The organism is Limnohabitans sp. Rim8 (assembly GCF_945869175.1).
Taxonomy (GTDB): domain Bacteria; phylum Pseudomonadota; class Gammaproteobacteria; order Burkholderiales; family Burkholderiaceae_C; genus Limnohabitans_A.
Genome location: NZ_CAMBNZ010000021.1, coordinates 1 through 22,249 on the forward strand (window position 1 = coordinate 1; position 22,249 = coordinate 22,249).

Below are 22,249 nucleotides of genomic sequence, written 5' to 3' on the forward strand. Positions count from 1 at the left end.
TGCACGGTGAAGCCGTGGGCTGCGGCATGGTCATGGCAGCGGAGCTCTCGCAGCGTTTGGGGCATGTCGATGCCGCCTTTGTCGCACGTTTGCGCACCTTGATCGCGCGTGCCGGTTTGCCGGTGCGCGGCCCTGTGCTTGATGCGGCCGACAACGCGGGCCATTACATGGCGCACATGCGCTTGGACAAAAAAGCCGTGGGCGGTGAGATCCAGTTTGTGGTCATTGACGGCCCCGGCAAGGCCAAGGTCTGCGGCGCGCCCGATGCCGTGGTGCGTGAGGTCATCAACGCCTGCTGCGCCTGAACCCATGGACAACGAGGCACTCGATTTGTCCGTGCTTGCATCGCAAAGGGGGGCCAATTTGTCAGCGCTGGCTTGTGATCCGGCCCGCACCCGGGGCCGACGGTTTGCCGAACCCGATGCGCCTACGCGCAATGCCTTTCAGCGCGACCGTGACCGCATCGTGCACTCCACAGCATTTCGACGCTTGGTCTACAAGACGCAGGTGTTTTTGAACCACGAAGGTGATTTGTTCCGCACCCGCCTGACCCATTCGCTTGAGGTCGCGCAACTGGGCCGCTCCATCGCCCGGACGCTGGGACTCCATGAGGATTTGGTCGAAGCCGTGGCGCTGGCGCACGATCTGGGGCACACGCCTTTTGGACACGCGGGGCAAGATGCACTGAACGAATGCATGCGTGACCACGGCGGCTTTGAGCACAATCTGCAAAGCCTGCGCGTGGTCGATAAACTGGAAGAGCGTTATCCCGCATTCGACGGTCTGAACCTCAGCTTTGAAACCCGCGAAGGCGTTCTCAAGCATTGCTCGCGGGCCAATGCCGAACATCTGGAGTTGACCGAGCCGGGTGGGGTCGGGCGGCGCTTCATCGACCGCACACAGCCCAGTCTGGAGGCGCAGCTGTGCAACGTGGCCGATGCCATTGCCTACAACGCGCACGACATCGACGACGGCGTCCGATCAGGCCTGATCAGCACCGAACAATTGTTGGAGGTCGAGCTCTTTGCGCATTACCACCAGCAGACGCTGTTGGAACACCCGGGCCTGTCGCAAAAACCGCGTCGCGTTCTGTACGAAACCATCCGCCGCATGCTGAGTGACCAGGTCTACGACGTGATCGACACCACCCGACAAGCTGTGGCCCAAGCAGGTGTGCGCACGCTGGACGAAGCCCGGCTGGCCGGGCCATTGGTGGCCTTCAGCGCCGAGATGAAGGCGCGCAGCAGCGAACTCAAAAAGTTCTTGTTTGTGCAGCTTTACCGTCATCCGCAGGTCATGCACACCACCGGACAAGCGCAGCAGGCGGTGCAGGAATTATTTGCCGCCTATATGGCCCAACCTTCCGAGATGACCGCCGACTTCGCCGCCAACGCCGACCTGCACCGCTCGGTGGCCGACTACATTGCTGGCATGACCGACCGCTTCGCCTTGCGCGAGCACGAACGCCTGACGGGGCGCAAACTGTTGTGAGCGAACACCTTGGGTGGTCTTGTAGGCGCGACGCCCACGCCGCGATGACCTGGTGATGACCCACAACGCACCTTCTTCGCCCTTGAACGCTTGGTTGGTGGTCGCTGCTGGAGGTGTGGCGGCTTTGCAAGTGGGCAAGCTGCCCCCGGCCTTGCCCGCGCTGCAGGCCGAGCTGGGCCTGACGCTGGTGCAGTCGGGTTTCCTGTTGTCCATGGTGCAACTCGCTGGCATGAGTTTGGCGGTGTTCATGGGCTTGTGGGCCGATGGCATGGGCCTCAAGCGCAGCATGGTGCGCGGCCTGTGCTTGCTGGCGGTGGCCAGTGGCTTGGGCGCTTTCGCCACCTCGACTGCCGCTTTGCTGACGCTCAGAGCCATTGAAGGCCTGGGCTTTTTGTTGGTGGCCCTGCCCGCACCGGCCCTGATCCGTCGCCTGGTGCCGCCAACGCAGCTGCCGGGAATGCTGGGCGTGTGGGGCGCATACATGCCCACGGGCACAGCGCTTGCTTTGTTGGCCGGACCTGTGTTCATTCCGGCTTGGGGTTGGTCTGTCTGGTGGGGGCTGTTTGCGTGCATCTCGCTCGGCATGGCCGCGTGGCTGTCGCGCAGCGTCCCCGCAGATCCTGAAGCTGTTTTGTCAAAAGTGCCCACCAACGGTCTATGGGCGAACGATCATCGGTCCAGCTCCGGTGCATGGCAGCGTTTGCGCCTGACCTTGAGCGCTCCTGGGCCTTGGTTGGTGGCCCTGACCTTCGGCATGTACTCCGGTCAGTGGCTGGCGGTGGTGGGTTTTCTGCCCTCGATTTACAACGCCGCTGGGGTCAGCGGGGGCCTGCTGGGCGTGCTCACCGCCTTGGCCGCAGCTGCCAACATCATCGGCAACATGGCCTCGGGTCGATTGCTGCAGCGAGGCTGGGCCCCCCGCACGGCATTGTGGTTGGGCTTTGGCGCGATGGCGCTGGGCAGCACGGTGGCCTTTGCCCCCTTCACCGAAAACCAGCCCTGGCTGCGCTTTGCCGGGGTGCTTTTGTTCTCTGGCATCGGTGGTTTGGTGCCGGGCACATTGTTCAGTTTGGCGGTCCGCTTGGCACCAGGTGAGCAGCAAGTGGCCACCACCGTGGGCTGGGTGCAGCAACTGTCGGCCTTGGGCCAGTTTGTGGGCCCCCCTTTGGTGGCGGCTGTGGCCGCTCGGGCCGGCGGCTGGCAGCTCACCCCGCTGGTGACGGTAGGGTGTTGTCTCTTGGGGGCAGGCTTGGCCTGGGCGGCGGGGCGCATGCTCCCACAGGCACAATCTCGCCCATGACTGACATGAACACCCCCGAAATTGCCGACACCGTGCGCTGGCTTGAACGCGCCGTGATCGGCCTGAACCTGTGCCCCTTTGCCAAAGCACCCCATGTGAAGGGCCAGATCCATTACGTGCTGAGTGAAGCCAAGGGCTTGGAAGGCTTGCGTGACGAGCTGATTGAACAACTGCAGGCGCTGGCCACGCTGCCCGCCGAAGAGCGCGAGACCGTGCTTTTGATCGTGCCGCAAATGTTGCAAGATTTTCTGGAGTTCAACGACTTTCTGGACGAAGCCGATGCCGTGCTGCATGAGCTCGATTTGGAAGGCGTGTTTCAGGTGGCGAGTTTTCACCCGCAGTTCCAATTTGCCGACACCGAACCGGACGACATCGGCAATTTCACCAACCGCTCGCCTTACCCCACGCTGCACCTGTTGCGCGAGGAAAGCATCGATCGGGCGGTGGAGGCTTTTCCTGAAGCCGACATGATTTATGAAACCAACATCCAGACCATGGACAAGCTGGGGGTGGAGGGCTGGAAAAAACTGGATGTGGGTCCGACACCATGAAAAAACGGTCTGGGATTGACGCTGCCGCATCGGATTTACCGCCTGAAGTGCGCCCCGGCCAGTCGCTTGAATTGCTCAAGCAATTGCACATCCTGACCCGAGACGGCAAGCTCAACCAAGACTCCCGGCGCAAGCTCAAGCAGGTCTATCACCTGTTCCCGTTCATCGAAAATCTGCTCAAAGAGTTGCCCGCCAGCGTCAGCGGCCCCACGCTGGCCGACCACGGCGCGGGCAAGTCGTATTTGGGTTTCATCATTTACGACCTGTTTTTCAAGGCGCTGGGCCAAGGCACGATTTACGGCATCGAGACCCGCAGCGAACTGGTCGAGTCTTCGCGCCAACTGGCCCAGAAGCTGGGTTTTGAGCGCATGCGTTTTTTGAACGTGAGCGTGGCCGAATCGGCCCAAAGCGCGGACTTGCCCGCGCAGATCGATGTGGTGACCGCGCTGCACGCCTGCGACACGGCCACCGACGACGCCATTGCCTTCGGTCTGCAAAAGAAAGCCCAATTCATGGTGCTGGTGCCTTGCTGCCAAGCCGAGCTGGCCCGGGCGCTCAACCAGAACAAAGCGCTCAATTTGCAGCGCACGCCGTTGGCCGAGTTGTGGCGTCACCCCCTGCACACCCGCGAAATGGGCAGCCAACTCACCAACGTGCTGCGTTGCCTGTACTTGGAGTCGCAGGGCTACCAAGTCACTGTGACCGAGCTGGTGGGCTGGGAGCACTCCATGAAAAACGAGCTGATTCTGGCCAAATACACAGGCCAGAAAAAGCGTTCAGCCGGTGAGCGCTTGCAGGCGCTGCTCCAGGAGTTTGGGGTGGAGGCCATGATGAGCGGGAGGTACCCGTTCACGACGGGTTGATGGAGGTCATTTAATTGGGGTCAGATCCCAATTAAACTGACAACCTCTTTCAGGGAGTTTCCATGGCCCGCCAGCCCCGCCTCACCGTTGCCGCCTACCCGCACCATGTCATTCAGCGCGGCAATGACCGCCAGGCCATCGTGCGCGACGATGCCGACCGCTTGCGCTTGTTGGCCCTTTGGAAAGAACATGCGCAAGCTTTCAAAGTGGCCATCCATGCCTATGTGATCATGGACAACCACTTCCATCTGTTGCTCACGCCCGAAACCGACGAGGGTCTGCCGCAGATGATGCAGGCGGTTGGACGGGCCTATGTGCGTTATTTCAATTTGCGTCACCAGCGTACTGGCACGCTGTGGGAAGGGCGCTACCGCAGCAACCTCATTGAGAGTGAGCGCTATCTTTTGGCGTGCATGGCCTACATCGACCTGAATCCAGTGCGGGCGGGCATGGTGGCGCAACCCGCCGATTTCAAATGGTCCAGCCACAAGCACTGTATTGGGCAGGTGAATGACCCATGTGTGAGGCCGCACGCCCTGTTTTGGGGCTTGGGCAACACCCCTTTCGCGCGCGAGGCGGCCTATGCCGAACTGGTGCAGACCGGATTGGCACAGCACGACAAGGACCAATTGACTCAAAGTGTCTTGTCGGGTTGGGCGCTGGGTTCAGCCGGCTTTGTGGGGCAGTTGCAGAAATCTACCCAGCGCCGTTTGCAGCCGGGCCGGGCAGGGCGACCTGCTAAAAAGACCGTCGACTGAATCTGTCCCTAATTAATTGGTCCTCAAAGCGAAGACGAAATTAATTGGGATCTGACCCCAATTAAAAAGATTGGCATGGATGCTGCTGTGCACTACACTCTTCGGTCTGCGTGAAAACCCTTAGGAGCGCCCATGACTTCGGCCAGTGCAAAAGAACATTTCCAATCGACCGGTCTGTATGACCCTGCCAACGAGCACGATGCTTGTGGTGTCGGCTTTGTGGCCCACATCAAGGGGCACAAGACCCACGCGATCGTGACGCAAGCGCTCAAAATCTTGGAAAACCTCGACCACCGGGGTGCTGTGGGTGCGGACGCGCTCATGGGCGACGGTGCCGGTATCCTGATCCAGTTGCCCGATGCGCTGTACCGCGACGAGATGGCCAAGCAAGGTGTGGCTTTGCCCCCGTTTGGTGAATACGGTGTGGGCATGGTCTTTTTGCCCAAGGAACACGCTTCTCGCATGGCTTGCGAGCAAGAACTGGAACGCGCTGTCAAGGCCGAAGGCCAAGTGGTGCTCGGCTGGCGCGATGTGCCCGTCAACCGCGACATGCCCATGTCGCCCACTGTGCGCGAGAAAGAGCCCATCATGCGCCAGATCTTCATCGGCCGTGGCGCTGATGTGATCGTGCAAGACGCTTTGGAGCGCAAGCTGTATGTGATCCGCAAGACCGCCAGCGCGGCCATCCAGGCGCTGAATCTGACGCACAGCAACGAGTACTACATCCCCAGCATGTCCAGCCGCACGGCGGTTTACAAGGGCTTGTTGTTGGCCGACCAAGTGGGCACCTATTACCTGGACCTGCAAGACGAGCGCTGCATTTCGGCTTTGGGCCTGGTGCACCAGCGCTTTTCCACCAACACCTTCCCCGAGTGGCCATTGGCGCACCCGTATCGCTATGTGGCGCACAACGGCGAGATCAACACCGTCAAGGGCAACTACAACTGGATGAAGGCCCGCGAAGGCGTGATGTCTTCGCCCGTCTTGGCCAATGACCTGCAAAAGCTTTACCCCATCAGCTTCGCCGGCCAGTCCGACACCGCCACGTTTGACAACTGCCTGGAATTGCTGACCATGGCGGGTTACCCCATCAGCCAGGCGGTGATGATGATGATTCCCGAGCCTTGGGAGCAGCACACCACCATGGACGAGCGCCGCAAGGCCTTTTACGAGTACCACGCTGCGATGTTGGAGCCATGGGACGGCCCTGCTTCGATCGTGTTCACCGACGGCCGCCAGATCGGCGCCACACTCGACCGCAACGGCCTGCGCCCTTCGCGCTACATCATCACCGACGACGACATGGTCATCATGGGTTCGGAAACCGGCGTGCTGCCGATCCCCGAGAGCAAGATCGTGCGCAAGTGGCGTCTGCAGCCCGGCAAGATGTTCCTGATCGATTTGGAACAAGGCCGCATGATCAACGACGAAGAGCTGAAGGCTGGTTTGGCCAGCGCCAAGCCATACAAGCAGTGGATCGAAAACCTGCGCATCAAGCTCGACGACGTGGCGGATGCCCCTGTGGCCGCAGCTTCTGATGTTCCTTTGCTCGACCTGCAACAAGCCTTTGGCACCACGCAAGAGGACATCAAGTTCCTGCTCGCTCCCATGGCCTCTGCCGGTGAAGAAGCCATTGGCTCCATGGGCAACGACAGCCCGCTGGCCGTCTTGTCGGACAAAAACAAGCCGCTGTACAACTATTTCAAGCAGTTGTTTGCGCAAGTGACCAACCCGCCCATTGACCCGATCCGTGAAGCGATTGTGATGTCCTTGGTGTCCTTCATTGGCCCCAAGCCGAACCTGCTGGACATCAACCAGGTCAACCCGCCGATGCGTTTGGAGGTGAGCCAGCCGATTCTGGATTTCGCCGACATGGCCAAGCTGCGCCACATCGACCAAGCCACCCAAGGCAAGTTCAAGAGTGCGACGCTCGACATCACTTACCCCGCCCTCTGGGGCCGCGAAGGCGTGGAAGCGAAGCTGGCCTCGCTCTGCGCCGAAGCCGTGGACGCCATCAAAGGCGGCCACAACATCCTGATCATCAGCGACCGTGGCGTGAGCCCCACCCAAGTGGCCGTGCCCGCGCTGTTGGCGCTGTCGGCCATTCACCAGCACCTGGTGACTGCGGGCCTGCGCACCACCGCTGGCCTGGTGGTTGAAACCGGCACCGCCCGCGAAGTGCACCACTTTGCGGTGCTCGCCGGTTACGGTGCCGAAGCCGTGCACCCCTACTTGGCCATGGAGACCTTGGCCGCGCTGCACAAAGAGCTGCCGGGCGATTTATCGGCCGAGAAAGCCCTCTACAACTACGTCAAGGCGATTGGCAAGGGTCTGTCCAAGATCATGTCCAAAATGGGCGTGTCCACCTACATGTCTTACTGCGGTGCACAACTGTTTGAAGCCATTGGCATCAACAATGAGACCATCAGCAAATACTTCACCGGCACCGCCAGCCGCGTGGGCGGCATTGGCGTGTTCGAGATCGCTGAAGAAGCTTTCCGCATGCACACCGCTGCCTTCAGCGACGACCCGATCCTGGCCACCATGCTGGACGCAGGCGGCGAATACGCTTGGCGTGCCCGTGGCGAAGAGCACATGTGGACACCCGACGCGATCGCCAAGTTGCAGCACTCCACGCGTGCCAACAACTTCAGCACCTACAAGGAATACGCGCAGATCATCAACGACCAGAGCAAGCGCCACATGACGCTGCGCGGCCTGTTCGAGTTCAAGATCGACCCGTCCAAAGCCATCCCGCTGGAACAGGTTGAGCCTGCCGTCGAGATCGTCAAGCGTTTCGCCACCGGCGCGATGTCCTTGGGTTCGATTTCCACCGAAGCGCACGCCACCCTGGCCGTGGCCATGAACCGCATTGGCGGCAAGAGCAACACCGGTGAAGGCGGCGAAGACTCGGCCCGTTACCGCAACGAACTCAAAGGCATCCCGATCAAGTTGGGCGATTCGCTCAAGAGCGTGATCGGCGAAGAAAACGTCGAAGTGGACATGCCCTTGGCCGCCGGTGACAGCCTGCGCTCGCGCATCAAGCAGGTCGCTTCGGGCCGTTTTGGCGTCACCGCCGAATACCTGTCCAGTGCCGACCAAATTCAGATCAAGATGGCCCAAGGCGCCAAGCCCGGTGAAGGCGGCCAGTTGCCCGGTGGCAAGGTGTCCGACTACATTGGCAAGCTGCGCCACTCGGTGCCCGGTGTTGGCCTGATCTCGCCACCCCCGCACCACGACATTTACTCCATCGAGGACCTGGCCCAGCTGATCCACGATCTGAAGAACGTGGCACCGCACAGCGACATCAGCGTGAAGTTGGTGTCCGAAATCGGAGTGGGCACGATTGCCGCTGGCGTGGCCAAATGCAAGGCCGACCATGTGGTGATCGCAGGACACGATGGTGGCACCGGCGCATCGCCTTGGTCCTCCGTCAAGCACGCCGGCTCGCCATGGGAAATCGGTTTGGCCGAAACCCAGCAGACCCTGGTGCTCAACGGCTTGCGCGGTCGCATCCGCGTGCAGGCCGATGGCCAGATGAAAACCGGCCGCGACGTGGCGATTGGCGCACTGTTGGGCGCTGACGAGTTCGGTTTTGCCACTGCACCGCTGGTGGTGGAGGGCTGCATCATGATGCGCAAGTGCCACCTGAACACCTGCCCCGTGGGCGTGGCCACGCAAGACCCCAAACTGCGCAAGAAGTTCACCGGCAAACCGGAGCATGTCGTGAACTACTTCTTCTTCATCGCCGAAGAAGTGCGCCAGATCATGGCCCAGCTGGGCATTGCCAAGTTTGACGATTTGGTGGGCCGTGCCGACCTGCTCGACATGAAGAGTGGCGTGGCGCATTGGAAAGCCCGTGGTTTGGATTTCGGACGCCTGTTGGCCGTGCCGCAAGTGTCCTCCACCGTGGCCGTGCGCCATGTGGACACGCAAGACCACGGCCTGGAAAAGGCCCTGGACAACATGCTGATCGCCAAGAGCCGTGCCGCCATCGACAAGGGTGAAAAAGTCCAGTTCATGGAAGTCACCCGCAACGTGAACCGCTCGGTCGGTGCCATGTTGTCCGGTGCGGTCACCAAGGTCCACCCCGAAGGCTTGCCTGACGACACCTTGCGCATCCAGCTCGAAGGCACAGGCGGTCAATCGTTCGGCGCATTTCTGGCCAAAGGCATCACCCTGTACCTGATCGGCGAAGCCAACGACTACACCGGTAAAGGCTTGTCGGGTGGCCGCGTGGTGGTGCGCCCGAGCCTGGAGTTCCGTGGTGTGGCCTCGCAAAACATCATCGTGGGCAACACCGTCATGTACGGCGCCACCACCGGTGAGGCCTTCTTTGCCGGCGTGGCCGGTGAGCGCTTTGCGGTGCGTTTGTCGGGCGCCACGGCGGTGGTCGAAGGCACAGGTGACCACGGTTGCGAATACATGACCGGCGGCACCGTCGCGGTGCTGGGCAAAACCGGCCGCAACTTCGGTGCAGGCATGAGTGGTGGTATTGCTTATGTGTACGACGAAGACGGCGAATTTGCCTCCCGTTGCAACACGGCCATGGTCAGCATGGAAAAAGTGCTGACCGTGGCCGAGCAGGAAGCACAAGTGGACCGCAAGGTTTGGCACCGTGACCAGGCTGACGAAGCGCAGCTGAAGAAACTGCTGGAAGACCACCACAAGTGGACCGGCAGCCAACGTGCCCGCGAGTTGCTGGACAACTGGGCCACCGCCCGCGCCAAGTTTGTGAAGGTGTTCCCGAACGAATACAAGCGCGCCTTGGGCGAAATCAACGCACGCAAAGCGGCGGACGTGGCTCAAGCCGCCCAGCCTCTCGCCGCCTGAACCAGACGGGCACTGAACGTCAAAAAGCTAAGGACACATCATGGGAAAAATCACAGGTTTCATGGAATTTGAGCGCATCGAAGAAGGCTACAAGCCAGTCGCCGAGCGCTTGAAGAACTACAGCGAGTTCGTGATCGGTTTGACCGAAGAGCAGTCCAAAACCCAAGCGGCACGCTGCATGGACTGCGGCACACCCTTTTGCAACAGTGGCTGCCCCGTCAACAACATCATTCCGGATTTCAACAATCTGGTGTTTGAAGGCGACTGGAAGAACGCGATCGAGGTGCTTCACTCGACCAACAACTTCCCCGAGTTCACCGGTCGCATTTGCCCCGCCCCTTGCGAGGCGGCTTGCGTGGTCAACTTCAACGACGACGCCGTGGGCATCAAGTCCATCGAGCACGCCATCATCGACCGCGCTTGGGCTGAGGGCTGGGTCACACCCCGCCCCGCCAAGGTCAAGACCGGTAAAAAAGTGGCCGTGATCGGTGCAGGCCCCGCAGGCTTGGCCGCTGCTCAGCAGTTGGCGCGTGCGGGCCACGACGTGACCTTGTTCGAGAAGAACGACCGCGTGGGTGGCTTGTTGCGCTACGGTATCCCCGACTTCAAGATGGAAAAGACGCACATCGACCGCCGCGTCCAGCAACTCGAAGCCGAAGGCGTCCAAATCCGGACCAGCGTGCTGGTGGGTCCAACTTCGCTCGAGGGATGGCCCCAGGATTCCAAGGTCACCAACTGGGCCAAGGAAACCATTTCAGCCGAGCAACTCAAGAACGACTTTGACGCTGTGTTGTTGACTGGCGGCTCCGAGCAGTCGCGTGACCTGCCCGTGCCCGGCCGCGACCTGGAAGGGATCCATTTCGCGATGGAATTTTTGCCCCAGCAAAACAAAGTCAATGCGGGCGACAAGGTCAAGGGCCAATTGCGGGCCGATGGCAAAAACGTCATTGTCATCGGCGGCGGCGACACCGGCAGCGATTGTGTGGGCACCAGCACGCGCCACGGCGCTGTGAGCGTGACCCAGTTCGAGGTGATGCCCGAGCCGCCTGAAAAAGAAGACAAGGCCATGATTTGGCCGTATTGGCCCATGAAGCTGCGCACCAGCTCCAGCCATGATGAAAGCGCCGAAAAAGGCCTGCTTCAGCGCGAGTTCGCCATCTCCACCAAAGAATTCATGGGCGAAAAAGGCCAAGTCACCGGTTTGAAGACGGTGCACGTCGAGTTGAAAGACGGCAAGATGGTGGAAGTGCCCGGCACCGAAAAAGAATACAAGGCCGATATGGTTTTGTTGGCCATGGGTTTCACCAACCCGGTGGCCACCGTGCTCGACGCCTTTGGCATTGACAAAGATGCCCGTGGCAACGCCAAGGCCAGCACCGACTTCACAGGCGGCTATGCCACCAACGTACCCAAGGTGTTTGCTGCGGGTGACATGCGCCGGGGCCAGTCCCTGGTGGTCTGGGCCATCCGCGAGGGCCGTCAGGCCGCGCGCGCGGTGGACGAGTTCTTGATGGGCGCCAGCGACCTGCCGCGCTGAGGCAGATCGTTCTAGGTAAAATCCCTAAAATCTTCGGGTTTGCACGCCTTCAGCCTGGAGCCTCTAACTTCACAAGAGCCGGACTTTCCGGCTTTTGTTTTTTATGTCCACGAGTACCACACCACCGCCACTTGTTGAATTGCGCGACCTGACTTTCGGGTACGGCGATCGTGTCATCTTGAAGAACCTCAGCTTCAAGGTGCCGCGTGGACAAGTCACGGCTTTGATGGGGGTATCCGGTGGCGGTAAAACCACGGTCTTGCGCTTGATCGGTGGGCAGATTCGGGCCAATGCAGGGCAATTGCTGTTTGATGGCCATGACGTCACCCCCATGCCACAAGCTCAACTCTACGCCGCTCGCCGCCGCATGGGCATGTTGTTCCAATTCGGCGCTTTGTTCACCGACATGAGCGTGTTTGACAACGTGGCTTTTCCCTTGCGCGAGCACACCGATCTCTCGGAAGACCTGATCCATGACATCGTGCTGATGAAGCTCGATGCGGTGGGTTTGCGTGGTGCGCGGGACCTCAAACCCTCCGAAATTTCGGGTGGCATGAGCCGCCGCGTGGCCTTGGCCCGTGCCATTGCACTCGACCCCGACTTGATCATGTACGACGAGCCCTTTGCGGGACTTGACCCGATTTCTCTGGGGACAGCGGCCCGTTTGATCCGACGTTTGAACGACAGCTTGGGCATCACCAGTGTGGTGGTGTCGCACGATGTGAACGAGACCTTTGTGATCGCAGACCATGTGGTGATTTTGGCGTACGGTGGCGTGGCCGCCCAGGGCACACCGGCGCAGCTGCGGGCCAGCACCGACCCCTTGATTTACCAATTTGTGAATGCACTGAGTGACGGTCCGGTGCCATTTCACTACCCCGCCCCGCCCATCGCGCGCGACTACGACCGGAGGTCTCCATGATCACCCGCTGGCTGGCCGATATGGGTGCATGGACCCGCCAAATGCTCGCCGACTGGGGTTTTGCAGCCCGCTTGTTTTTCAAGCTGTTGGGCATGTCCGGTGCGGCGCTCAAACGCTTTGGCCTGGTCCGCGACCAAATCCATTTCTTGGGCAACTATTCCTTGGCCATCATCTTGGTGTCGGGTTTGTTTGTGGGTTTTGTGCTCGGTTTGCAAGGTTATTACACGCTGCAAAGGTACGGCTCAGCCGAAGCCCTGGGCCTGTTGGTGGCGCTCACGCTGGTGCGTGAATTGGGTCCGGTGGTGGCGGCTTTGCTGTTCGCCGGGCGGGCGGGTGCCTCGCTCACGGCCGAGATCGGCTTGATGCGCGCAGGCGAGCAGCTGACGGCTTTGGAGATGATGGCGGTGGACCCTGTGCAACGCATCTTAGCGCCTCGGTTTTGGGGCGGCATCCTGGCTTTGCCGCTGCTGGCTGCGGTGTTCAGTGCGGTGGGCATTCTCGGCGGCTATGTGGTGGGTGTCTTGCTCATCGGTGTGGACGCAGGTTCGTTTTGGAGTCAGATGCAAGGCGGCGTGGATGTGTTCAAGGACGTGGGCAACGGCATCATCAAAAGTGTGGTGTTCGGGGTGGCCGTGACGTTCATCGCCTTGCTCCAAGGCTATGTGGCCAAGCCCACCCCTGAGGGGGTGGCCAGTGCCACCACACGCAGTGTGGTGGTTTCTTCTTTGTCGGTGTTGGGGTTGGACTTCATCCTCACCGCAATGATGTTCAGCGTTTGAGGAGGACGGCATGCAAGGTTCAAAAAATGACGTGTGGGTCGGTTTGTTTGTGATGCTTGGAGCCGTGGCGCTGCTGTTCCTGGCACTGCAGGCTGCCAATTTGTTGACCTGGCGCTTCAACCATGACTATGAGGTCAGCGCCAAATTCGACAACATTGGTGGGCTCAAGCCAGGTGCTGCGGTGAAAAGCGCTGGTGTGGTGGTGGGCCGCGTCAAGAAAATTGAATTCGATGGCGAGTCCTTTCAAGCCAAGGTGACCTTGGCCTTGCAGACAGGTTTGGGTTTTCCACAAGACAGCTCGTTGAAAATCTTGACCAGCGGACTCCTGGGCGAGCAATACCTCGATGTGTCACCCGGTGCGGATGAGAAAAATCTGGTTGCGGGTGACAAAATTGCTTCTACCCAGTCGGCGGTGATCCTGGAAAATCTGATCAGCCAATTCCTTTACAGCCAGGCGGAAAAATCTGCTGCAGAAAAAACCAAGCCATGAACCCCTTGACCCGAAGACTTGGCAAGATGCTGGTGCTCAGCGTCTTGCTCTTGCTGCAAGCCTGTGCATCTGTCCAACATGCCGATGTCCGGGACCCCTGGGAAGCCATGAACCGAAGTGTTTACGGCTTCAACGACGCCTTGGACAAAGTGGCCATCAAACCCGCAGCCAAAGCCTACAACGCGGCGCTGCCCAGCCCTGTGCGCACAGGCATTCACAATTTTTTGGGCAATTTGGGAGATGTTTGGACATTGACCAACACCGCTTTGCAGTTGAAAGGCCAGGCCACAGCAGAGACATTCATGCGCATCTCGGTCAATACCTTTTTCGGTTTAGGGGGGGTGCTGGATGTGGCTTCAGAGATGGGGCTAGAAAAGCGCAAAGAAGACTTTGGGCAGACTCTCGGCTATTGGGGCGTCAAGCCCGGCCCCTATGTGGTGTTGCCTATTTTGGGGCCATCCACCTTGCGGGACGCCTTGGCGACGCCCCTCAACATCCAGGGCGATGCGACTCAGCAGTTCCATGACAAGGCAACCCGTCAGGCTTTGAGTGTCACGCGTGTGGTGGATGTGCGTTCCACTTTGCTGGAGTCCTTGGATGTCATCCTGTCGGCCGCCCTGGATCCCTATACATTTGTTCGCGATGCTTATCTGCAAAAACGTGAAAACGATGTGCATGACGGCAATCCCCCCTCAAGATTTGACTATTCCGATGCAGATGCGCCCTGAGGGTTGTCCTCAAGCCGGACCGGATGCCCGTTACAGTTGTTCACAAGATGCATACCTGTTGACCTTATAGTGATCGCATGAAAACCACCTCCCTGATGTCCCTGGCTCGCCGACGCGGCTTGATCGCTACAGCCTTTGCCTTGAGCGCCGCGCTCATGCCTGCTTGGGCGGCCGAGGAAGCGCCGGATGCCCTCATCAAGCGCATCACCAACGACACCTTGGACCTCATCAAGGCGGACAAGTCTTTGCGCAGCGGGGACTTGAGCAAAATCATTCAGCTGGTCGATGCCAAACTGATGCCCCATGTCAACTTTCGTCGCATGACGGCATTGGCGACCGGCCCCGCTTGGCGCAAAGCCACGCCTGAGCAGCAAAAACGCCTGCAAGACGAATTCAAAATCTTGCTGGTTCGCACCTACTCTGGGGCGCTCAGCCAAGTCAGCGACCAGGTGGTGGTGGTCAAACCTCTGCGCGCAGGCCAAGAAGACAAAAATCTGGTGGTCAACACCGAGGTGCGTGGCAAAGGTGATCCGATTCAGCTCGATTACCGCTTGGAGAAAACCCCTGGCGAAGGGGCTGGCTGGATGATTTTTGACTTGAATGTGCTGGGCGTCTGGTTGATCGAAAATTACCGCACCCAATTCACCAAAGAGATCAATGCCGGGGGCATAGATGCCTTGATCGCCAGCTTGGCGCTGCGCAACAAAGCCAACGCCAAACCCGCCTGACTCCCTTGCGCATGAGCCCCCTGAAGTTGCCCGTCCAATTGCTGCACGACCAGGCCAACGCCTGCTTGGCGCAGTGGGTGGCGCAACTGCCCGCAGCCATACCCCCTGTCGTCGCTCTGGACGCCTCAGCACTCCAAGAGTTTGACTCGTCGGTCTTGGCCGTGTTGCTGGGCTTGCGCCGGGAAGTGCTGCAACGGGGCAGCACCTTGCAGGTCGAAGGCTTGTCGGCACGCTTGCGTGAATTGGCGGGCTTGTATGGCGTGATTGACCTGCTTCAGCCAGACTGAATGAGGGGTTTTCAGGTCTTTTTGCGCCGATTGCCTCGCAGGACTTCGGGCTCAGTGGGCCAGCACTTAAAATAGACCCCTTCCATGCCTGCGCTCTCTTTCCAATCCGTCTCCAAAACCTACCCTGCGCGTCAGGTGGGTGCTGCCGCATTCAAAGCACTCGACCAAGTCAGCTTTGACGTGCAAGAGGGGGAGTTTTTTGGTTTGCTTGGCCCGAATGGGGCAGGCAAAACCACCTTGATCAGTACCTTGGCCGGTTTGACGCGCCCGAGCACAGGACGCGTTCTGGTCCATGGCCACGATGTGCAAAACGATTACGCTGCCGCTCGCCGTATTTTGGGTGTGGTGCCGCAAGAGTTGGTGTTTGACCCCTTTTTCACTGTGCGTGAGTCGTTGCGGATCCAGTCGGGTTATTTTGGCGTGAAGAAAAACGATGCCTGGATCGACGAGTTGTTGGACAGTTTGGGCTTGGCCGACAAGGCGGGATCGAACATGCGCCAACTGTCGGGCGGCATGAAGCGACGCGTGCTGGTGGCGCAAGCCTTGGTGCACAAACCCCGAGTGATCGTGCTCGATGAACCCACGGCTGGGGTGGATGTCGAGTTGCGCCAAACCTTGTGGCAGTTCATCGCCAAGCTCAACAAGCAAGGCCACACCGTTTTGCTCACCACCCATTATTTGGAAGAAGCCGAAGCCCTTTGCGGGCGCATCGCCATGCTCAAACGCGGCCAATTGCTGGCCTTGGAGCGCACCTCTGACTTGCTGCGTTCGGCCACCAGCCAAGTGTTGCGCTTCAAGCTCGATGGTGACTTGCCGCCATCCGTGGCGGCGATGGCCCGTGTGACGGGCCGCATCGTCCAGTTGCCGGTGCACAACGCGGTGGAGATCGAGAACCATTTGGCCACCATCCGCACAGCCGGCTTGGTCGCAGAAGATGTTGAGATTCGCCAGGCCGACTTGGAAGACGTTTTCCTGGAAGTCATGAACCGCAAACAATCCGCATCGGGGGCCTTGGCATGACCGGCTGGCAAACCCTTTTGTACAAAGAGGTGCTGCGTTTTTGGAAAGTCGCCTTTCAGACCGTGGCCGCGCCCGTGCTCACCTCGGTGCTTTACATGCTCATCTTCGGCCATGTGCTCGAAGACCATGTCAAGGTGTATGACAACGTGGCCTACACCTCGTTTTTGCTGCCCGGCCTGATCATGATGGGCGTGCTCCAAAACGCCTTTGCCAACAGCTCCTCGAGTTTGGTCCAAAGCAAGATCATGGGCAGTCTGGTGTTTCTGCTGCTCACGCCCCTGTCGCACCGCAGCTGGTTTGTGGCTTATGTGGGTTCCTCTGTGGTGCGTGGTTTGGCGGTGGGCTTGGGCGTTTTTGTCATCACGGGTTGGATGGTCAACATCACCTTCGTCAACCCGTTGTGGATTTTGGCCTTTGCCGTCATGGGCGCGGCCATGATGGGCTCATTGGGCGTGATAGCTGGATTGTGGGCCGAAAAGTTTGACCAAATGGCCGCCTTTCAAAACTTCGTCATCATGCCCATGACTTTCTTGTCGGGCGTTTTTTATTCCATCCACTCGCTGCCCACCTTCTGGCAAAAACTCAGTCACTTGAACCCGTTTTTCTACATGATCGACGGTTTTCGGTATGGTTTTTTTGGTCAAAGCGATGTCTCGCCCTGGATCAGTTTGTCGGTGGTCGGCAGTGCCTTGGCTGCGATCAGTGGCCTGACCCTTCACCTTTTGCGCATTGGCTACAAAATCCGAAGCTGAACCCCATGAACGCTGAGCAACTCCAAGCCATCATCGCCGCAGGCCTGTCGTGCACCCACCTCACAGTGGAGGGCGATGGCCGCCACTGGAGCGCTGTGGTCGTGTCCGAAGCCTTTGCCGGCATGCGCCCCATTGCGCGGCACCAACGGGTGTATGCCACGTTGGGCCAAAAAATGCATACCGATGAGGTGCATGCCTTGTCGATGAAAACCTATACGCCCGCAGAATGGGCTGCTCAAGCGAAATGAACCTGAAGGCCCTTGGGCCGCAACGCACCGACCTGACCCATGGACAAACTGAAAATTCGCGGCGGTCACCGCCTGCAAGGCACGCTCGAAGTGTCGGGCGCCAAAAATGCCGCATTGCCCGAATTGTGCGCGGCATTGTTGAGCGCTGAGCCCGTCACGCTGGCCAATGTGCCGCGACTGCAAGACGTCTCGACCATGCTCAAACTGATCCGCAACATGGGCGTGATGGCCGAGCAACAGGAAGACGGCCGCATCACGCTCGACGCCGGGGCCTTGAACAACCCCGAGGCGCCTTATGAACTGGTGAAAACCATGCGGGCCTCGGTCTTGGCGCTGGGACCTTTGTTGGCCCGGTTTGGCCACGCCAAAGTGTCCTTGCCCGGCGGCTGCGCGATTGGTTCACGCCCTGTGGACCAGCACATCAAGGGCCTGCAAGCCATGGGTGCGGTGATCACGGTGGACCACGGCTACATGCTGGCCAGCTTGCCCGCGGGACGCACGCGTCTCAAAGGCGCCCGCATCACCACCGACATGGTCACGGTCACTGGCACCGAAAACTTCTTGATGGCCGCCACCTTGGCAGAAGGCGAGACGGTGCTCGAAAACGCCGCGCAAGAGCCGGAGATTCCCGACTTGGCAGAAATGTTGATCAAGATGGGCGCGCAAATTGAAGGCCACGGCACGCGCCGCATCCGCATCCAGGGTGTGGATCGGTTGCAAGGTTGCCAGCACCAGGTGGTGGCCGACCGGATTGAAACGGGGACCTTTTTGTGCGCGGTGGCCGCCACGGGCGGTGACGTGGTGTTGCGCCACGGCCGCGCTGACCACCTGGAAGTGGTGATTGAAAAGTTGCGCGAAGCAGGGGCCACCATTGAATCGGGTGAGGGTTTCATCCGCGTCAAATCCGAGGGGCGTCTCAAGGCGCAGAGCTTTCGGACCACCGAGTACCCGGGTTTTCCCACCGACATGCAAGCGCAGTTCATGGCGCTCAACTGCATCTCTAAAGGTGCCAGCAAGGTGACTGAGACGATTTTTGAAAACCGTTTCATGCATGTCAACGAGCTGGTTCGCCTGGGGGCGCACATCCAGATCGATGGCAAGGTGTCGGTGATCGAGGGTGTTGAAAAGCTCTCGGGTGCCACCGTCATGGCCACCGATTTGCGGGCATCGGCCAGCCTGGTGATTGCCGGTTTGGTGGCCGAAGGCGAAACCACCGTGGACCGCATTTACCACCTGGACCGCGGTTACGACCGCATGGAATTGAAACTGCGCGGCCTTGGGGCCGACATTGAAAGAGTGAAATGATCACCCTGGCCCTGTCCAAAGGACGCATTTTTGACGAAACCCTGCCGCTGCTCAAAGCCGCCGGCATCGAGGTGCTGGAAGACCCCGAAAAATCCCGCAAGCTGATCTTGTCCACCAACCAGCCCGGTGTGCGTGTGGTGCTGGTGCGCGCCAGCGACGTGCCCACGTATGTGGAATACGGCGGCGCTGATCTCGGCGTGACGGGTTTGGACACCTTGATCGAGCATGGCGGCCAAGGCCTGTACCAGCCCCTGGACCTGAACATCGCCAAATGCCGAATGAGCGTGGCGGTGCGTGCTGACTTCGATTACGCCAGCGCGGTGCGCACCGGCTCGCGCCTGAAAGTGGCGACCAAATACACGGCGATTGCGCGTGACTTCTTTGCCACCAAGGGCGTGCATGTGGACATGATCAAGCTCTACGGCAGCATGGAGCTGGCCCCGCTCACGGGCCTGGCCGACGCCATCGTCGACCTGGTGTCCACCGGCAACACCCTCAAGGCCAACCACTTGGTCGAAGTCGAACGCATCATGGACATCAGCTCGCGTTTGGTGGTCAACCAGGCCGCGCTCAAACTCAAGCAAGCACCGATCCGCGCCATCATCGATGCTTTTGCGGGCGCGGTGAAGAAAGACTGAACAACATGGGACTCCTGGCCAAACCCTTGCAACTGAACACGGCGGATGTCGGTTTTGAAGCGGCCTTCACGGCCCGCCTGCATTGGTCTGCCGACACCGACGCCGCCATCGAGCAGCGCGTGGCCGACATCCTGGCCGATGTGCAGCGTCGTGGCGACGCGGCGGTGCTGGATTACACCCAGCGATTTGACGGCCTGCAAGCCGCTGACGTGAAGGCGCTGGAGATCACCCAGGCCGAACTGAAAGCGGCACTCGACGGCCTGCCTGCAGCGCAGCGCGAAGCCTTGCAAGCCGCCGCCGCCCGTGTGCGCCAGTACCACGAGGCGCAAAAGAAAGCCTCTGGCGAGAGCTGGTCTTATCGCGACGAAGACGGTACCTTGCTGGGCCAAAAAGTCACGCCGCTGGACCGCGTGGGCATTTACGTCCCCGGCGGCAAAGCCGCTTACCCGTCTTCGGTGTTGATGAACGCGATTCCGGCCCATGTGGCGGGCGTGCAAGAGATCATCATGGTGGTGCCTACACCGCAAGGTGTGCGTAACCCACTGGTGCTGGCCGCCGCTTGTGTGGCCGGTGTGAGCCGTGCCTTCACCGTGGGTGGCGCCCAAGCCGTGGCGGCGCTGGCTTATGGCACCGCCACCATTCCCAAAGTGGACAAAATCACCGGCCCGGGCAACGCCTATGTGGCCAGCGCCAAAAAGCGCGTGTTTGGCACCGTGGGCATCGACATGATCGCGGGCCCGAGCGAAATTTTGGTTTTGGCCGATGGCAGTACCCCAGCCGAATGGGTGGCGATGGATCTGTTCAGTCAGGCCGAGCACGACGAATTGGCCCAAAGCATTTTGCTGTGCCCTGATGCCGATTACATCGCCCAAGTACAGACTGCCATTGACTGCCTGCTGCCCGAGATGCCTCGGCGCGAAATCATCGCCAAGTCGCTCAACGACCGGGGCGCCTTGATCCTGACGCGCAACATGGAAGAGGCCTGCGCCATCAGCAACCGCATCGCGCCAGAGCACCTGGAGGTGTCGAGCAGCGACCCGCACCGATGGGAGCCGCTGCTTCGCCATGCCGGTGCCATCTTTTTGGGCGCGTTCACCAGCGAAAGTTTGGGCGACTACTGCGCGGGCCCCAACCACGTGCTGCCCACCAGTGGCACAGCGCGTTTCTCGTCGCCTTTGGGCGTGTACGATTTCCAAAAACGCAGCAGCCTGATTGAAGTGAGCGAAGCCGGTGCCCAGCTGCTGGGCCACATCGCCGCCGAGCTGGCCTATGGCGAAGGCCTGCAAGCCCACGCCCGCGCTGCCGAACTCCGTTTGAACCCTGTGCCCCCGATGCGAGACCCGAAATGAGCAATGTCAGCCCCCAACTCATGCAACGCATCCGCCAAGACGTGCAGTCCATGCACGCCTACGCCATCCAGGATTCGGCGGGCATGGTCAAGCTCGACGCGATGGAAAACCCGCACCGGCTGCCTGCTGATTTGCAAAAGGCTTTGGGCGAACGGCTGGGCGCGCTGGCGCTCAACCGCTACCCCGGTGAGCGTGTGAACGAACTGCGCCATGCGCTGGCCAGTTATGCGGGCATGCCTGAAGGCTTCGACATCATGCTGGGCAATGGCTCGGACGAGTTGATCTCGCTGTTGGCCATGGCCTGTGATGTGCCCGGCGCTTCCATCCTGTCCCCTTTGCCCGGCTTTGTCATGTACGCCATGAGCGCCCAGCTGCAAGGCCTGGCTTTTCATGGCGTGCCGCTCACGGCCGACTTTGAACTCGACGAAGCCGCCATGCTGGCCGCCATTGCCCAGCACAAGCCTTCCATCATTTATTTGGCTTACCCCAACAACCCCACCGGCAATTTGTGGAACGACGACACGATTGAAAAAATCGTCCTCGCTCAAGGCGCACAGGGAGGCCTGGTGGTCATGGACGAGGCCTACCAGCCCTTTGCCAGCAAGAGCTACATGGACCGCATCACGCGCCATTCGCATGTTTTACTCATGCGCACGCTCAGCAAGTTTGGCCTGGCCGGTGTGCGCCTGGGTTACATGATCGGCCCCAAGGCTTTGGTGGCCGAGGTCGACAAGGTGCGCCCGCCCTACAACATCAGCGTGCTCAACACCGAGTGCGCTTTGTTTGCGCTGGAGCATGCCGAGGTGTTTGCCACGCAAGCGAAAGACCTGCGCGCGCAGCGAGCCCGTGTCTTCAAAGAACTGGCCGCTTTGCCGGGCGTGCACCCTTTCCCGAGCGAAGCCAACATGATCCTGGCCCGCGTGCCCGATGCGGCCAAAACCTTTGATGGCTTGAAGTCCCACAAAGTGCTGATCAAGAACATTTCTAAAATGCACCCATTGCTGGCCAACTGCCTGCGACTGACGGTGGGCACCGCCGCAGAAAACGACCAACTTCTTGCCGCTTTGAAAGCCTCCTTATGAACCGCACTGCTGCAGTCACCCGCCAAACGGCCGAGACGAACATCCGCGTCGCCATCGACCTGGACGGCACGGGCCAGGCCAAGCTGGCCAGTGGCATTGGTTTCCTGGACCACATGCTCGACCAGATCGCACGCCACGGCTTGATCGACCTGGACATCGCCTGCGAGGGCGACCTGCACATCGACGGCCACCACACGGTGGAAGACATCGGCATCACCTTGGGCCAGGCCTTTACGCAAGCCATTGGCGACAAAAAAGGCATCCGCCGTTATGGCCATGCCTATGTACCGCTCGACGAAGCTTTGAGCCGCGTGGTGGTGGACTTCTCCGGCCGCCCCGGCCTGCACATGGATGTGAACTTCACTTCCGGTTCGCTGGGCACGCTCGACACGCAATTGATTTATGAATTTTTCCAGGGCTTTGTGAACCACGCGCTGTGCACGCTGCACATCGACAACCTCAAAGGCGTGAACGCGCACCACCAGTGCGAGACGATCTTCAAGGCCTTCGCCCGCGCCGTGCGTGCCGCGCTCGAACTCGATCCGCGGTCGGCGGGTGTCATTCCCTCTACCAAGGGCTCGCTCTGAC

21 protein-coding genes and 1 pseudogene are annotated in these 22,249 nt (G+C 60.1%); all 22 read left to right on the forward strand.

Features of this window, described 5'->3' with window-relative positions:
* Positions 1-305: pseudogene (locus tag Q0O19_RS05075) on the forward strand (3-dehydroquinate synthase); the annotation flags it as partial.
* 4 nt (positions 306-309) lie between these two features.
* Complete coding sequence (locus Q0O19_RS05080) at positions 310-1,491, forward strand: deoxyguanosinetriphosphate triphosphohydrolase (protein ID WP_295520642.1); 1,182 nt, start codon at positions 310-312, stop codon at positions 1,489-1,491.
* A 55-nt stretch (positions 1,492-1,546) separates the two neighbouring features.
* Positions 1,547-2,791 (forward strand): CynX/NimT family MFS transporter, encoded by a 1,245-nt coding sequence (locus Q0O19_RS05085; RefSeq protein WP_295520644.1) that lies wholly within the window; start codon positions 1,547-1,549, stop codon positions 2,789-2,791.
* Positions 2,788-3,342 (forward strand): DUF1415 domain-containing protein, encoded by a 555-nt coding sequence (locus Q0O19_RS05090; RefSeq protein WP_295520646.1) that lies wholly within the window; start codon positions 2,788-2,790, stop codon positions 3,340-3,342. Before Q0O19_RS05085 ends, Q0O19_RS05090 begins: the two co-directional genes overlap by 4 nt.
* Positions 3,339-4,205, forward strand: a complete 867-nt coding sequence (locus tag Q0O19_RS05095; RefSeq protein ID WP_295520647.1) for an SAM-dependent methyltransferase — start codon at positions 3,339-3,341, stop codon at positions 4,203-4,205. Before Q0O19_RS05090 ends, Q0O19_RS05095 begins: the two co-directional genes overlap by 4 nt.
* Before the next feature lie 62 nt (positions 4,206-4,267).
* Positions 4,268-4,963, forward strand: a complete 696-nt coding sequence (locus tag Q0O19_RS05100; protein WP_295520649.1) for a transposase — start codon at positions 4,268-4,270, stop codon at positions 4,961-4,963.
* A gap of 132 nt (positions 4,964-5,095) precedes the next feature.
* Positions 5,096-9,796, forward strand: a complete 4,701-nt coding sequence (locus Q0O19_RS05105; protein WP_295520651.1) for a glutamate synthase-related protein — start codon at positions 5,096-5,098, stop codon at positions 9,794-9,796.
* A 40-nt stretch (positions 9,797-9,836) separates the two neighbouring features.
* Positions 9,837-11,333 carry a glutamate synthase subunit beta gene (locus tag Q0O19_RS05110; protein WP_295520652.1) on the forward strand — a complete coding sequence of 499 codons (1,497 nt, stop codon included), beginning with the start codon at positions 9,837-9,839 and terminating at the stop codon, positions 11,331-11,333.
* Positions 11,334-11,436: 103 nt separating this feature from the next.
* Positions 11,437-12,255 (forward strand): ABC transporter ATP-binding protein, encoded by an 819-nt coding sequence (locus tag Q0O19_RS05115; protein WP_295520653.1) that lies wholly within the window; start codon positions 11,437-11,439, stop codon positions 12,253-12,255.
* Positions 12,252-13,034: a lipid asymmetry maintenance ABC transporter permease subunit MlaE gene (gene mlaE, locus Q0O19_RS05120; protein WP_295520655.1), complete on the forward strand. Its 783-nt coding sequence runs from the start codon at positions 12,252-12,254 to the stop codon at positions 13,032-13,034. Before Q0O19_RS05115 ends, mlaE begins: the two co-directional genes overlap by 4 nt.
* Positions 13,035-13,044: 10 nt before the next feature.
* Complete coding sequence (gene mlaD, locus Q0O19_RS05125) at positions 13,045-13,524, forward strand: outer membrane lipid asymmetry maintenance protein MlaD (protein WP_295520657.1); 480 nt, start codon at positions 13,045-13,047, stop codon at positions 13,522-13,524.
* A complete protein-coding gene (locus Q0O19_RS05130; RefSeq protein WP_295520659.1) occupies positions 13,521-14,252 on the forward strand; it encodes a VacJ family lipoprotein in 732 nt (243 codons plus the stop codon). The genes mlaD and Q0O19_RS05130 overlap by 4 nt, the downstream gene beginning before the upstream one ends.
* 77 nt (positions 14,253-14,329) lie before the next feature.
* The gene (locus tag Q0O19_RS05135) at positions 14,330-14,980 is read left to right on the forward strand and encodes a phospholipid-binding protein MlaC (protein ID WP_295520660.1); all 651 of its coding nucleotides are present in this window, start codon (positions 14,330-14,332) and stop codon (positions 14,978-14,980) included.
* Between the two features lie 11 nt (positions 14,981-14,991).
* Positions 14,992-15,267 (forward strand): STAS domain-containing protein, encoded by a 276-nt coding sequence (locus tag Q0O19_RS05140; protein ID WP_295520662.1) that lies wholly within the window; start codon positions 14,992-14,994, stop codon positions 15,265-15,267.
* Positions 15,268-15,351: 84 nt separating this feature from the next.
* Positions 15,352-16,287, forward strand: coding sequence for an ABC transporter ATP-binding protein (locus Q0O19_RS05145; RefSeq protein WP_295520663.1), 936 nt, complete (start codon positions 15,352-15,354; stop codon positions 16,285-16,287).
* The gene (locus Q0O19_RS05150) at positions 16,284-17,039 is read left to right on the forward strand and encodes an ABC transporter permease (RefSeq protein WP_295520665.1); all 756 of its coding nucleotides are present in this window, start codon (positions 16,284-16,286) and stop codon (positions 17,037-17,039) included. The genes Q0O19_RS05145 and Q0O19_RS05150 overlap by 4 nt, the downstream gene beginning before the upstream one ends.
* Before the next feature lie 5 nt (positions 17,040-17,044).
* Positions 17,045-17,287 carry a BolA family protein gene (locus Q0O19_RS05155; protein ID WP_100119325.1) on the forward strand — a complete coding sequence of 81 codons (243 nt, stop codon included), beginning with the start codon at positions 17,045-17,047 and terminating at the stop codon, positions 17,285-17,287.
* Between the two features lie 39 nt (positions 17,288-17,326).
* Positions 17,327-18,592: a UDP-N-acetylglucosamine 1-carboxyvinyltransferase gene (gene murA / locus Q0O19_RS05160; protein WP_295520668.1), complete on the forward strand. Its 1,266-nt coding sequence runs from the start codon at positions 17,327-17,329 to the stop codon at positions 18,590-18,592.
* Positions 18,589-19,230: an ATP phosphoribosyltransferase gene (gene hisG / locus Q0O19_RS05165; protein WP_295520670.1), complete on the forward strand. Its 642-nt coding sequence runs from the start codon at positions 18,589-18,591 to the stop codon at positions 19,228-19,230. Before murA ends, hisG begins: the two co-directional genes overlap by 4 nt.
* A 5-nt stretch (positions 19,231-19,235) precedes the next feature.
* Entirely contained in the window at positions 19,236-20,579 is a 1,344-nt protein-coding gene (gene hisD / locus Q0O19_RS05170) for a histidinol dehydrogenase (protein ID WP_295520672.1), read from the forward strand.
* Entirely contained in the window at positions 20,576-21,661 is a 1,086-nt protein-coding gene (gene hisC / locus Q0O19_RS05175; protein ID WP_295520673.1) for a histidinol-phosphate transaminase, read from the forward strand. The genes hisD and hisC overlap by 4 nt, the downstream gene beginning before the upstream one ends.
* Positions 21,658-22,248 (forward strand): imidazoleglycerol-phosphate dehydratase HisB, encoded by a 591-nt coding sequence (gene hisB, locus Q0O19_RS05180; protein ID WP_295520674.1) that lies wholly within the window; start codon positions 21,658-21,660, stop codon positions 22,246-22,248. Before hisC ends, hisB begins: the two co-directional genes overlap by 4 nt.
* Position 22,249 lies beyond the last annotated feature (1 nt).